Consider the following 12,869-nt stretch of genomic DNA (forward strand, 5'->3'; position numbering starts at 1 on the left):
CGAAGTGCGCCTTCTTCCTGGCCGCACAGGGCACGCCCGGCGTGGTCGTCGAGCACGGCGACACCGGGGCGATGTTCGGCAACCCGCAGGATTCCCGGACAGCCGACTACGTCAACGGCCGTTTTGGCTGAGCGCGCATCCCGTCGCCACGACGGCTCGTCATCGATCATCATGCTGACGACGGGTGCCGTGTGCCTCGCCGTCCTCGCGCTTCTCGTCACGGCGGTGCTGTCAGCCCAGCCGTCGACCGGGATCATCACCGACACCCAGCCCGGGCTGACGGCCGAGCCGACCACGACGATGGAGGCGGTCAGGCCGGTCGCTGAGCAGATTGCGCCGGTCTTGAGTGGCAGGGATGACGCTGCCAGTGGCAGCCCTGTCTCGGCGGCCTGGACCGCCACGACGTCTGAGAAGACGGGCATCGGCACGACAGCGGTCGACGCTTACGGGCGCGCGTCCCTCAGGCTCGCGACGGAACAGCCCAGGTGCCGCCTCGGATGGACGACGCTTGCCGGCATCGGTGGCATCGAGTCGGGGCACGGCACCAGCTCCGGGGCATACCTGCTCCCTGACGGGACGACATCGCACCCGATCATCGGGCCGGCCCTCGACGGCACGGCCGGCGCCGCCGCCATCCGCTCCGACGCGATCTCGGCCCGCTGGCACGGTGACTCACAGTGGGACCACGCCGTGGGACCGATGCAATTCATCCCATCGACGTGGAACACCTGGGGCGCCGACGGCAACGGTGACGGCGACACCGACCCGAACAACATCATCGACTCGGCCTACACGGCGGGGCTCTACCTGTGTGCGTCCGGCGCAGACCTCAGCACCGGCGCAGGCTGGACCCGGGCGATCTTCTCGTACAACCATTCGGACGACTACGTCCGCAGCGTCCTCGCCCGGGCCAACCGCTGTGCGGGCGTCGCCTGACGACTAGTGGGCGTAGGTGCCGTGGATGATGGCGCGCCCCAGCGTCTTGAAGGCCAGGTTGAAGCCGACGACCGCGGGTGAGGCAGAGCTGTCGACGCCGAGGGTCTCCTCGCCGACGGCGTGCACCACGAAGAAGTAGCGGTGCACCTGATCGCCGGCCGGGGGAGCGGCACCCATGAAGCCCGCACCGCCGCCGTCGTTGCGCACGTGGAAGGCGTTGCCGGGCAGCATGTCGTCCGACGCCCCTGCGCCGGTCGCCAGCTCGGTGACATCGGCGGGGATGTCGACGGCGACCCAGTGCCAGAAGCCGGAGACGGTCGGCGCATCCGGGTCGAAGCACGTCACGACGTAGGACTTGGTGCCCTCGGGAGCTCCGGTCCAGGACAGCTGGGGCGACGTGTCACCGGCCTCGTTGACCTGGCCGTCGCCGAGGGGCTGCCCGTCGGTCACATCGGTGCTCGTCACCTCGAAGGACGCGGTGGGGGGCAGAAGAGGGTACGGATCTGGTGTGATGGATCGGTCGAGGCTCATGGCAACTACGCTATCCCGGTGGCCCGGATCGTAAAACTCGACGATCTCGCCGACCCTCGTCTACGCGACTACGTCGACCTGCGTGACGTCCAGCTGCGACTGAAGCTGGAGTCAGAGCGCGGCCTGTTCCTGGCGGAGGGCGAGAAGGTCGTCCGGCGGGCGCTGGAGTCCGGCCACCGACCGCGCTCGTTTCTCATGTCGCCCAAGTGGCTCGACGGCCTGGCCGACCTTCTCGACGAGACGGACGTGCCGTGCTTCGTGCTCGACGACGATGCCATCGAGGAGCTCACAGGTTTCCATGTGCACCGCGGCGCCCTGGCGGCTCTCGAACGTCCAGACCTGCCCTCGCCACGGGACGTGCTGGCCGCCGCACGCCGGGTGGTCGTGGTGGAGGACCTGGCCGACCACACCAACGTCGGCGCGATCTTTCGCAGTGTCGCCGCTCTCGGGTTCGACGCTGTGCTCCTGTCACCGCGGTGCGCAGACCCGCTCTACCGCCGCGCCATCAAGGTGTCGTTGGGTGCGGTCTTCTGGCTGCCCTACGCGCGCGTGGACGACTGGTACACCGCACCAGACCTGTTGCGGGAAGCGGGCTTCACGACGTACGCCATGACCTTGGCGCCGGATTCGGTCCCGCTCGATGAGGTACCGCGCGACACCCATCGTCTGGCGCTCGTGGTGGGCTCCGAGGGGCACGGTCTGAGCGGGCGATGGGAGCAGGCTGCCGACCACCGCGTCACGATCCCGATGGCGGCCGACATCGACTCCCTCAACGTCGCCTCATCGGTCGCGGTCGCGTGCTGGGAGCTGCGCCCACGCACCATCCCGGTCTAGGACGTCCTGCCAGCAAGCTTGCTCGCGAAGGTGGCGACATCGGTGACGTAGGTCAACGCCTCGTCGCGAGTGGGTTCGAAGTCGGAGGGGTGCGCGCAATCGTTGCGTCGACGCAGCAGATCGTCGAGAGAGTCCCGCTCATCGTCCGTGCACAGCCCGAGCTGGAACATCCAGTCCAGATGCATCGCTCCGGACATGCGACGAGCCAGGTCGTCCGTGTTGCCGACTTTCCACGCCGGCCTCAGCTCGTGCACGGCTGAGAAGCCGTCTGCGGCAAGCATCGAGAGCACTGTCGCGATGAGACCGTTCCATGCCGAGACGTGTGCGGGCCGGTACAGGCCGTGCTCGACGCAGTGCAGCGCCTCGATCAGCGACCTGGTGAGACTGACCAGCCCGCTCATGGCCGGGGGCCCTACCGACGGCACGGCCAACGCCGTGGTCGGGCCGTCCGGGTCGGTCGAGAAGTCCGCCTCCGCGCAGAGTGCCATGAACGTGTCGACGGTCTGCCTGACGTGGGGCTCGGCGTAGCTGGTCTCGCCGCGCACGATCTCGGCGAGCCGCGTCATGTCGGCGGACTGTGCTGTGGGCAGGAGCCGGAAGATCGGCTTGTAGTTGTCGCGAACGGCTCGGGCGATCACCTGACCCGACGCCGACGGCACCCGGTGCTGGCGCCATCGTGTGGTCGGCACGACGTCCTTGTCGACCATGCCGATCGCTCGCAGCAGGCCTATCAGGTGTGGAGCCTCGTCGTGATCGAACCCGTTGTTCTCGAGAAACCCAGTCGTGACGCGGCTGGGTACGGACGCAGTGCGGGCGACCTTCAGAAGTCGCGGTACCGAGGCGGGCTCGGTCGTGTGCGGCATGCCTGTCATGACTCTCCCTCGGTGACAGTCAGCGGGTGAGGAAGAAATTACCGCTCACGGGGGTCAGCCGTGGCTGACGAGTGATCGTCAGCGCTGGATCAGAGCTTCGTCGGCGAGAATGGTCACGGGCCAGTCGTCGGGGTAGTTGGCCGACAGCTCCTGATGTTGGCGGTAGAGCTTCTTGCGCGCACGCTCGGGGAGACGGTCGCCGAAGACTGTCCCGAAGAGGTGGTCGGTCTCGTGCTGCAGGCAGCGGGCCAGCAGGCCGTCGCCGATGAAGCTGACGGGCTCACCGTGATGATCGAGGCCGGTGACGTGTGACTGGTCGGGGCGGGCGCAGCTGGTGAACGCGCCGGGGAGCGAGAGACAACCCTCGTCCTCGTCCTCGAGGTTGCGGTCCCTGCCCTCGGGCAGCAGCAGGACGGGGTTGCACACGACTCCGGTGACCTGGTTCTCGTTGTCGTCGGGGCAGTCGAACACGAACACCTTGAGATCGACGCCGACCTGGTTGGCCGCGAGGCCAACACCCTTGGCGGCATACATCGTGGCCACCATGTCGCGCACGAGCGTCTCGTGGTCGTCATCGAACGACGTGACGTCAGAGAGCTCGCGGTGCATGACCGGCGTGCCCCACCGTGTGATGGGTCGGATGACACCACCACCGGGAAGTGGGCGTGACTGTGAAACAGGCTGGGACACCGAGGCTCCTCCGCTCAGACCAGCAAAGGATATCTAGACAACCCCCGCACGCTTTGTAGTGGTCCCCGCAGGTAGCTTTCGGACACTATGCGTATCTCGAAGTGCAACTCTCAGTTACAGTGGGTCCGAGCGGGAAATCCGCCTGTGCAGCGAAGTCAGCTCGTCTTTCCTCCAAGGAGTTCCTGTGGCCAGTCGTAGAGATCCCATGGGCATCGGTCTCGCGGTGCTCAACCGCATTGCCAGCTCGCCGGCCGTTGACAGGCTCGGCCTGCGCAAGACGACCGAGAAGGCGGTGTACCAGGGCGCCAAGACTGGTTTCCGCGCTGCGGGCACCGCCGGACGCACCTTCAAGCGTGTCAAGGGATCCGGCGCGCCGGCCCGCCTTGCGAGGACGACTGACAGCGGTGTCTTCGACCTCACCCCGACGGACGACCAGACGATGATCGTCGGCGTGGTCAAGGAGTTCGCGGCCAAGGTGCTCCGCCCGGGCGCTGCCGAGGCCGAGGCTGCCAACGACACCTCCAAAGAAGTGTTTGCCCAGACCAGCGACTTCGGGCTCACCCTCCTCAACATCCCCGAGGCGCTCGGTGGGCTCTCGGAGGACCGCTCGGCAGTCACCGGCGTCCTCGTGGCCGAGGCGCTCGCCGAAGGAGACATGGGGCAGGCTGTTGCGGTGCTCGCGCCAGCCGCTGTGGCGACCGCCATCTCGTTGTGGGGTTCTGACAGCCAGCAGCAGACCTACCTCCCGGTCTTTGCTGGCGAGGACATTCCGACCGCGGCGCTCGCGGTCGCTGAGCCGCGTCCGTTGTTCGACCCGTTCGCTCTCAGCACGACGGCCGTCAGGACCGACACCGGCTACCGGCTCAACGGCATCAAGTCAGCTGTCGTCCGGGGCATCGAGGCTGAGCTGTTCATCGTGGCCGTCGACCTCGACGGAAGCCCGACCCTCGTCCTGCTCGAGTCGAGCACGGAGGGGGTCTCGATCGAGGCCGACCCCAGCATGGGCCTGCGCGCAGCGGGGCTGAGCCGTCTGATCCTCACCGACGTCGACATCGACGCGGACGCCGTGCTCGGCGACGGGTCCGAGGCCGACTACCGCGAGTGCATCCGGCTCTCGCGCCTCGCTTGGGCAGCGCTGGCCGTGGGTACGGGTCGTGCCGTCCTCGACTACGTCTCCGACTACGTCAAGACGCGCAACGCGTTCGGCGAGCCGATCGCGCACCGCCAGGCCGTCGCGTTCATGGTCGCGAACATCGCGATCGAGCTCGAGGGCATGCGACTCACGACCTTGCGAGCAGCGTCTCGCGCCGAGCAGGGCCTCGACTTCAGCCGCGAGGTGGCGCTGGCGCACCGACTGGCCTCGGAGCACGGCATGAAGATCGGCACCGACGGCGTGCAGCTGCTCGGTGGCCACGGCTTCGTCAAGGAGCACCCGGTCGAACGGTGGTACCGCGACCTGCGAGCCATCGGCCTGATGGAAGGAGCAGTCCTCGTCTGAGGGCGGAACATCACATGATCAATCTCGAGACTCCCCGCAAGTTCCGGCCGTTCGTCAAGCAAGCACATCAGGTCGCTGAGGAGTTCCTGCGGGTCAACTCCCGCAAGTACGACCTCGCCGAGCACGCCTACCCCAAGGAGCTCGACCTCCTCGCCGCCCTCGTCGACGGCATGGGCGACTCGGGTCAGGGTCAGGGCGCCGGGGCGGCCGGAGTGCGCCGTGACGAGGACGATGGCGAAAAGAACGCCAAGGTCAAGAACGGCACCAACATGTCGTCGCTCCTCTCAATCATCGAGATGTGCTGGGCAGATGTCGGCCTCCTGCTCTCGATGCCGCGACAGGGCCTCGGCAACTCGGCGATCGCCTCCGTTGCCAACGAGGAGCAGCTCGAACGCTTCAAGGGCACCTGGGCGGCCATGGCCATCACCGAGCCGTCGACCGGCTCGGACTCCGCGGCCATCACCACGACCGCCGTCAAGGATGGCGACGCCTACATCCTGAACGGCGAGAAGATCTACGTGACCTCGGGCGACCGCGCCGATTCCGTGGTCGTCTGGGCAACGCTCGACAAGTCCCTCGGGCGGGCTGCCATCAAGTCGTTCCTCGTCACCAAGGACACGCCCGGCATCCGGGTCGAGAGGCTCGAGCACAAGCTCGGCATCCGCGCCTCGGACACCGCCGTCATCCTGCTCGACAACTGCCGCGTACCGGCTGAGAACCTGCTCGGCAATGCCGAGATCGACACCAAGCAGGGCTTCGCGGGCGCCATGGCGACCTTCGACAACACCCGTCCGCTCGTCGCCGGCATGGCCGTGGGCTGTGCCCGCGCGGCGCTCGAGGACATCCGGGTGCTGCTCGAGGAGGCCGGCGTCGAGATCGACTACGACCGCCCCCTGCAGACGCAGTCCTATGCCGCCGCGACATTCATCTCGATGGAGGCCGACTGGGAGGCTGCGCTGCTGCTGACGCTCGAGGCCGCGTGGCTGGCGGACAACCGCAAGCCCAACTCCATGGAGGCGTCGATGGCCAAGGCGAAGGCCGGGCGCGTCGGCAACGAGATCACGCTGCGATGCGTCGAGCTGGCCGGCACTCTCGGCTACAGCGAGGGCAGCCTGCTCGAGAAGTGGTCGCGCGACTCCAAGATCCTCGACATCTTCGAGGGGACCCAGCAGATCCAACAGCTCATCGTGGCCCGTCGTCTGCTCGGGCTGTCCTCGACCGAGCTCCGCTGAGAGCCTCTGCCGACATGGCGAGGTGGCGTGCGGCCCGCGGTCCGACGGAGCCGCGCGCTCGACACGGCCTGTACGGCTGCGCCTATACAGTGGCGCCATGACGAGCGATCTGCCGGCCGACCTCAACGTCGACTACGAGCTCACCCGGTTCGTGCGGCGGGTGCGCGCCCGGTCGTTGCGCAGCATCGGCACGATTCACCCCAAGCTCGACTACGGCAGCTTCCTGTTCCTCATCGCCATCTGTGACGCCAAGGGTGGCGTCCGTGGGTCCGAGCTCGCCGACGAGCTCGGCGTCCACAAGTCCACCGCGAGCCGGGCCATTGCGGCTCTGGAGAAGATCGGCCTGGTCAGCCGCGTGCCCGACCCCGAGGACGGTCGCGCCCAGCTGCTGGTGGGGGAGACGGTGGCCATCGAGCGCCTTGATGCCTACCGGAAGCGCAGCCATGCGCGGCTGTCCGAGGTGTTGTCCGACTGGACCTCCGACGAGATCAACACCTTCGGACGAAGCCTCGCCCGCCTCAACGACGCGGCCGAGCAGATCCCGTGAAGATCTTCCACCTCGCGCTCGTCGACGCGTGGGAGGCGGCTCGCGAGACGGGCGCCTACACCGTCTCGACGCTCGGTCTCGACCTCGCTGATGTCGGCTTCATCCACTGCTCCCGCGCGGAGCAGGTCGAGGACGTCCACCAGCGCTTCTACGCCGAGGTGCAGGAGCCACTGCTGCTCCTCACGATCGACACCGACCTGCTGACGTCACCCTGGCGGCTCGAAGAGGTTCAGGGCGCCGACCTCACGTTTCCTCACATCTATGGCCCGCTCGACGTGGCCGCAGTGCTGTCGGCCGACCCATACGGCTCGTGAGGTCGATCAGATCGTGAGCATGGTCTTGATCGCCGTGCGTTCGTCCATGGCCCGGTAGCCGTCGGCCACCTGATCAAGGGGCAGTGCGAGATCGAAGACCAGGCCTGGCTCGACAGTGCCGTCCAGGACATCGGGAAGCAGCTCTTCGATGTAGTGGCGGACCGGCGCGATGCCGCCGGCAATGCCGATGTTGCGGGCGAACATGGCCGGAACATTCAGCTCGACGTCGTGGGGCACGCCGACGTAGCCGAGTCGTCCACCGGGTCGTGCGCACTGCACGGCCTGGGCCATGCTGTCCTTCGTCCCGACGCACTCGAGCACGAAGTCGGCACCGATGCCATCGAGGATCTCCCGCACAGCCTTGGCGCCGTCTTTGCCGCGCTCCGCGACGACCTCGTCGGCGCCGAACTGTCGGGCCAGCTGCTGCCGGCTCTCGTGCCGCGACATCGCGACGATCGTGGCGGCACCGAGGCGCTTCGCAGCCATCACGGCGCTGAGGCCGACGGCACCGTCACCCACGACGGCGACGGTGCTGCCCGCCGTGACACCCGCCGACACGGCAGCGTGGTGGCCGGTCGGGAAGACGTCCGAGAGGGTCAGGAGGTGCGTCAGCATGGCTTGGCTCGGCTGCGAGGGCGTCGCGACGAGGGTGCCGTCAGCCCACGGCACCCGGACGATTTCACCCTGTCCGCCATCGACCGGGTGTCCCTGCTTGTCGTGCTGGCCCCAGAAGCCCCCGTTGACGCACGAGGTGTGGACACCACGCGCGCACAGCGCACAGGTGTTGTCGGAGAAGGTGAACGGAGCGATGACGAAGTCGCCCACCTGCAGAGTCGAGACGGTCGAACCGACGTTCTCCACGATGCCGACGAACTCGTGGCCGATGCGGACGGGTCTCGTGACCTCGTTGATCCCTCGGTAGGGCCAGAGGTCTGAGCCGCAGACACACGAGGCGACGACGCGCACGATCGCGTCGGTGTCCTCGAGCAGCTCGGGCGCTGCGACATCGTCGAGGCGGATGTCACGGGGGGCATGAAGAACGGTGGCACGCATGGGCCCATTCTTGCAGCGAGCCCATGTGACAGGATCGTCTGCATGACTGACAAGCCAGAAATCGATTTCATCGAGGGTCCCGCGCCCACCGAGCTCCAGATCACCGACATCATCGTCGGCGACGGTGCGGAGGCCGTCCCCGGTGGACTTGTCGACGTCCACTATGTCGGCGTCGAGTTCGACACCGGAGAACAGTTCGACGCCTCGTGGGACCGCGGACAGTCCGCAAAGTTCCCGTTGCCGCAACTCATCGCCGCGTGGCAGCAGGGCATTCCGGGCATGAAGGTCGGCGGTCGTCGTCAGCTGGTGTGCCCGCCGGAGCTCGCCTATGGTGCCGCAGGTGGCGGACACCGACTTTCAGGCAAGACGCTCGTCTTCGTCATCGACCTGATCGGCGTCTGAGCCGCACCTCGACCGTCAGTGGGTTCGCGATGATGGACGCCCGGCCGGGACTGGCGCAGTGCCAGCCTCGGATCACCGGACCCACACGTGTCCGAGCTGCTTCTCGAGCTCCTCGACGAGGTTCTGGTTGCCCGGACGAATCTCGGCGACGTGAGCCAGCTCGAGGAGGACCTCGGCGACGATGCTGAGCCGTTGTTCCATGGCCTGTGACTAGCGGATGAGTAGCTGGAAGGCCATCTCGGCGTCAATGCCGAAGCGTTGCATCAACACGCCCTTGGCCTGCTCGATGACCGGCTGGGTGCCCAGGATGCGCCGGAGATGATCGTTCTCGTGCTGGAGCCTGGCAGCCTTGTCGAGCCCGGCTGAGAACATCGGGTCGGCAGGGAATCCCTGCACGTCGACGCCGGTCGTGGTGGACGACGCACGCTCGGCAGCGCCGTCGGGCAATGGTCGGACTGGGAGATCCGTCATGCTGATCCTTGAACACACGGGGGTGGGTTGCAAGGCCTCGTGGGCCGTCAGCGTCTGTTGAGCTGAGACGCCAGACTACATCGCGTCCACCATGGCGGTCACCCTCTTGACCGAGACGGGAAAGGCCGTCCGCAAACCCTGTGCGAGCAGTCCGACCCGCAGCTCTTCTAGCGCCCAACGCACGTGCTGGACATCGGGCGCGAGCCGGGCCCACGTCGACAGGCCTGCGGTGCGCTCGTGGTATCGCGCCTCGAGATCCTGCGCTGCCAACAGATCCTGGGTCACTGAGGCGTCGAGACGGCGCCGTGCGGCCTCGAGGTACGACGGAATGCGGCTCAGCTGCGCCACTCCGCTGTCGCGAATGAATCCGGGGTAGATCAGCCATGAGAGCTGCACACGGACGTCCTCGCCAGCGTCGGTGGACGGGGTCGGCACGACCTCACCCAGCGCCCGCAGTACCTCGATGACGGCGCGCACGGCTCGTTCGGTCTCGCCGTACGCTTCGGAGCGGACGGCCTCCCGCAGGGCGTCGAACGAGTTCTCGTCCCACGCGGGGCCGCCGTGACGCACGATCAGCGTCTCGAGGGCGGCAAGCCAGCACTCCTCGATGACCGCCGCGGCGTCGGCGTGCGGGCCGGTGGACAGCACCAGCTTGGCCCGCAGGTCGAGCGACCTTCCGAGCTGGGGCACAGGGGTCGCGAGCGCGAACGACATCAGACGGGCCTGACCCTTGACCATGGCCACGGACTGCTCGACCGCCGAGTCGAGCACCCGGAGCGCCACCGACCCATTCTCATCGACGAGGGCCGGGTAACCGCTGACCTGTCCGGCAGTGATGGTGGGCTCGATGGCGCCGACATCGGCGAAGCTGCGCACGCCGGTGCGTTCCTCCTCGCGCGCGACCTTCGTGAGGTCGGCACGCACGTAGGACGACAGCTCGGTGCGCAGGACGGCGAGGTCCTTGCCGCGGGCCAGCTCCTTGCCACCCTCGACGACGCGAAAGGTCACCCGCAGGTGGGCCGGTATCGCCGCGAAGTCGAAGTCGTCGGGCGTGACAAGCGTGCCGTTGAGAAGGCGCATCTGCCTGGCCAGCTCTCCGGTGAGGTCGCTAGCACCGGCGTCCATCGACTCGACGAGTCGTGGGGCGAACTGGGTGGCTGGCACGAACTCACGGCGCAGCCGTTTGGGAAGCGAGCGGATGAGCTCGGTGACCAGCTCGACCCGATGACCCGGCACGTGCCACGTGAACGACGAGTCGTCGACCGCGAGCAACCGCTCGATCGGCACGTCGACCGTCACACCGTCGTCGGTGCTGCCGGGCTCGAAGGCGTACGTGAGGGGGTACGCCTCGCCGTCGGAGTGCCACTCGCGCGGATACTCATCGTCCGGATCACCGGCGTCGGCCTGGCGCAGCATGGCGGGGTCGAAGGTCAGCAGGTCGGGTCGGGACTGCCGCGTCTTCTTCCACCAGCTGTCGAAGTGGCGGGTCGACACCACGTCGGCAGGCACACGCTCGTCGTAGAAGGAGTAGAGCGTCTCGTCATCGACCTTCAGGTCGCGCCGACGGAGTCGGTCCTCGAGCGACTCCACCTCCTCGATCATGGTCTGGTTGGCAGCGAAGAAGCGGTGTTTGGTGCGCCACTCTCCCTGCACGAGGGCGTGGCGGATGAACAGGTCGCGAGACACCACCGGGTCGACCGAGCCGTACTGCACGAGGCGATCGACGATGAGGGGGATGCCGTAGAGCAGCAGCTTCTCGCGGGCCATGACCGCGCCGCGCCTGGTCGACCAGTGTGGCTCGCTGTACGAGCGGTTGATCAGGTGTTTCCCCGCCTCCTCGACCCACTCCGGCTGGATCTTGGCCGCGGTGCGTCCCCACAGCCGTCCGGTCTCGACGAGCTCGCCCACCATCGCCATGCGCGGTGGCTTCTTCGCCAACCCCGAGCCCGGGAAGATCATGAACCTCGCCTGCCTGGCGCCGAGGAACTCGCGACCGTCGGGCTCGCGCAGACCGATGTGCGACAGCAGGCCCGGCAGCAGCGCACGGTGGATCAGGTCGTGGTCCGAGCCCGGCGCACCCGCCTTCAGCCCGAGCTCCTTGGCTGTGCGACGCAGCTGCGAGTGGACGTCCTGCCACTCCCGGATGCGCAGGTAGTGCAGGTACTCGTCGCGGCACATGCGGCGGAATGCCGAGCTCGAGAGCTCGTCGCGCTGTGTGCGGATATACGTCCACAGGGTGAGGTACGACAGGAAGTCGGAGGCGGGCTCGCGGAAGCGGCGGTGCTTCTCGTCGGCGGCCTGCTGGTGCTCGAGCGGGCGTTCGCGCGGATCCTGGATGGACATTGCCGACACGATGACCAGCACGTCGGCGAGGCAGCCGAGCGTGTCGGCGGCAATCAGCATGCGGGCGAGGCGCGGGTCCGTCGGCAGGGTCGACATCGTGCGCCCGACCTTGGTGAGGCGGGCCGTCTCCCGACCCTGCGGGTTGAGTGCGTTGAGCTCGTAGAGCAGGTTGAGCCCGTCGCTCACGGCACGCGAGCCCGGCGGGTCGAGGAACGGGAAGTCGCGAATCGATCCGAGGTCGAGCGACGCCATCTGCAGCAGGACCGATGCGAGGTTGGTGCGCTGGATCTCGGGGTCGGTGAACTCCGGACGCCCGTCGTGGTCCTCCTCGGAATAGAGCCTGATGCAGATGCCGTCAGCGACCCGGCCGCAGCGTCCTGCGCGCTGCGAGGCGCTCGCCTGGGAGATCGGCTCGATGGGCAGCCGCTGCACCTTGAGTCGCTGGCTGAAGCGCGAGATGCGGGCGAATCCGGGGTCGATGACGTGGCGGATGCCCGGCACCGTCAATGACGTCTCCGCGACGTTGGTGGCCAGCACGATGCGGCGCCCCGGGTGCGAGCTGAAGATCTTCTGCTGGTCGGCCGCGGCGAGGCGTCCGAACAGGGGCAGGATCTCGGTCCGCGGGTACTTCTTCCCGGCCAGGTAGTCGGTGGCGTCACGGATCTCCCGCTCACCCGACATGAACACCAGGATGTCGCCGTCCTTGGGCAGCTCTGACACCGCGGCGGCGATGGCGTCGAGCTGGTCGCTGGCCTCGCCCTCGGTGAGCGGCCGGTAGCGCACCTCTACCGGGAACGTCCGCCCGCTGACCTCGATGACCGGTGCATCGAACATCTCCGCGAAGCGTTCGACGTCGATCGTGGCCGAGGTGATGATGACCTTGAGGTCGAGTCGACGGGGGAGGAGCTGCTTGAGGTAGCCGAGGAGGAAGTCGATGGCCAGCGACCGCTCGTGCGCCTCGTCGATGATGATCGTGTCGTAGCGCGACAGCATGCGGTCGCGCTGCAGCTCTGCCAGCAGGAGTCCGTCGGTGACGAGCCTGATCGCGGTCGCTGCCGACGTCTTGTCGTCGAACCGCACCGCGTAGCCCACTTCGGCGCCCAGGTCGACCTCGCACTCGTCGGCGATGCGCTTGGCGACCGACCG

General features: G+C 67.6%; 14 protein-coding genes. 7 read left to right on the forward strand and 7 right to left on the reverse strand.

Annotated features, from left to right (window positions below):
- The first annotated feature begins 123 nt into the window (after nt 1–123).
- Complete coding sequence (locus tag H7290_RS07695; protein WP_290513438.1) at nt 124–936, forward strand: lytic transglycosylase domain-containing protein; 813 nt, start codon at nt 124–126, stop codon at nt 934–936.
- A gap of 3 nt (nt 937–939) precedes the next feature.
- On the opposite strand, the gene H7290_RS07700 is transcribed toward H7290_RS07695, so the two are convergent.
- Nucleotides 940–1,467: a YbhB/YbcL family Raf kinase inhibitor-like protein gene (locus tag H7290_RS07700; RefSeq protein WP_290513439.1), complete on the reverse strand. Its 528-nt coding sequence runs from the start codon at nt 1,465–1,467 to the stop codon at nt 940–942.
- A gap of 18 nt (nt 1,468–1,485) precedes the next feature.
- Here H7290_RS07700 and H7290_RS07705 point away from each other — a divergent pair, with 18 nt between their 5' ends.
- Nucleotides 1,486–2,301 (forward strand): RNA methyltransferase, encoded by an 816-nt coding sequence (locus H7290_RS07705; RefSeq protein WP_290513440.1) that lies wholly within the window; start codon nt 1,486–1,488, stop codon nt 2,299–2,301.
- On the opposite strand, the gene H7290_RS07710 is transcribed toward H7290_RS07705, so the two are convergent.
- Complete coding sequence (locus H7290_RS07710) at nt 2,298–3,173, reverse strand: DUF5343 domain-containing protein (RefSeq protein WP_290513441.1); 876 nt, start codon at nt 3,171–3,173, stop codon at nt 2,298–2,300. The two genes, H7290_RS07705 and H7290_RS07710, sit on opposite strands and share 4 nt — an antisense overlap.
- Before the next feature lie 78 nt (nt 3,174–3,251).
- Nucleotides 3,252–3,863 (reverse strand): peptide deformylase, encoded by a 612-nt coding sequence (def, locus tag H7290_RS07715; protein ID WP_290513442.1) that lies wholly within the window; start codon nt 3,861–3,863, stop codon nt 3,252–3,254.
- A gap of 184 nt (nt 3,864–4,047) precedes the next feature.
- Here def and H7290_RS07720 point away from each other — a divergent pair, with 184 nt between their 5' ends.
- From H7290_RS07720 to H7290_RS07735, 4 genes are all read left to right on the forward strand, one after another.
- Entirely contained in the window at nt 4,048–5,361 is a 1,314-nt protein-coding gene (locus H7290_RS07720; protein ID WP_290513443.1) for an acyl-CoA dehydrogenase family protein, read from the forward strand.
- A 14-nt stretch (nt 5,362–5,375) separates the two neighbouring features.
- On the forward strand, nt 5,376–6,593 hold the full coding sequence (locus tag H7290_RS07725) for an acyl-CoA dehydrogenase family protein (RefSeq protein ID WP_290513444.1): 1,218 nt from the start codon (nt 5,376–5,378) through the stop codon (nt 6,591–6,593).
- 97 nt (nt 6,594–6,690) lie between these two features.
- Nucleotides 6,691–7,140, forward strand: coding sequence for a MarR family winged helix-turn-helix transcriptional regulator (locus H7290_RS07730; RefSeq protein WP_290513445.1), 450 nt, complete (start codon nt 6,691–6,693; stop codon nt 7,138–7,140).
- Nucleotides 7,137–7,454, forward strand: coding sequence for a DUF952 domain-containing protein (locus tag H7290_RS07735; RefSeq protein WP_290513446.1), 318 nt, complete (start codon nt 7,137–7,139; stop codon nt 7,452–7,454). Before H7290_RS07730 ends, H7290_RS07735 begins: the two co-directional genes overlap by 4 nt.
- A 6-nt stretch (nt 7,455–7,460) precedes the next feature.
- Here the strand turns inward: H7290_RS07735 and H7290_RS07740 are convergent, their stop codons facing one another.
- Nucleotides 7,461–8,507 (reverse strand): zinc-dependent alcohol dehydrogenase family protein, encoded by a 1,047-nt coding sequence (locus H7290_RS07740; protein ID WP_290513447.1) that lies wholly within the window; start codon nt 8,505–8,507, stop codon nt 7,461–7,463.
- A gap of 42 nt (nt 8,508–8,549) precedes the next feature.
- Between H7290_RS07740 and H7290_RS07745 the strand changes: the two genes are divergently transcribed.
- Nucleotides 8,550–8,909, forward strand: a complete 360-nt coding sequence (locus tag H7290_RS07745; RefSeq protein ID WP_290513448.1) for an FKBP-type peptidyl-prolyl cis-trans isomerase — start codon at nt 8,550–8,552, stop codon at nt 8,907–8,909.
- Between the two features lie 72 nt (nt 8,910–8,981).
- Here H7290_RS07745 and H7290_RS07750 read toward each other — a convergent pair whose 3' ends face one another.
- The 3 genes from H7290_RS07750 to hrpA all read right to left on the reverse strand — a co-directional run.
- Nucleotides 8,982–9,110: a hypothetical protein gene (locus H7290_RS07750; protein WP_290513449.1), complete on the reverse strand. Its 129-nt coding sequence runs from the start codon at nt 9,108–9,110 to the stop codon at nt 8,982–8,984.
- A gap of 9 nt (nt 9,111–9,119) precedes the next feature.
- Nucleotides 9,120–9,380: an ANTAR domain-containing protein gene (locus H7290_RS07755; protein ID WP_290513450.1), complete on the reverse strand. Its 261-nt coding sequence runs from the start codon at nt 9,378–9,380 to the stop codon at nt 9,120–9,122.
- A gap of 75 nt (nt 9,381–9,455) precedes the next feature.
- On the reverse strand, nt 9,456–12,869 hold a 3,414-nt coding region (hrpA, locus tag H7290_RS07760; RefSeq protein WP_290513451.1), incomplete at its 5' end, for an ATP-dependent RNA helicase HrpA.

It is taken from the genome of Aeromicrobium sp., assembly GCF_014378035.1.
In the GTDB taxonomy this organism is placed as follows: domain Bacteria; phylum Actinomycetota; class Actinomycetes; order Propionibacteriales; family Nocardioidaceae; genus Aeromicrobium.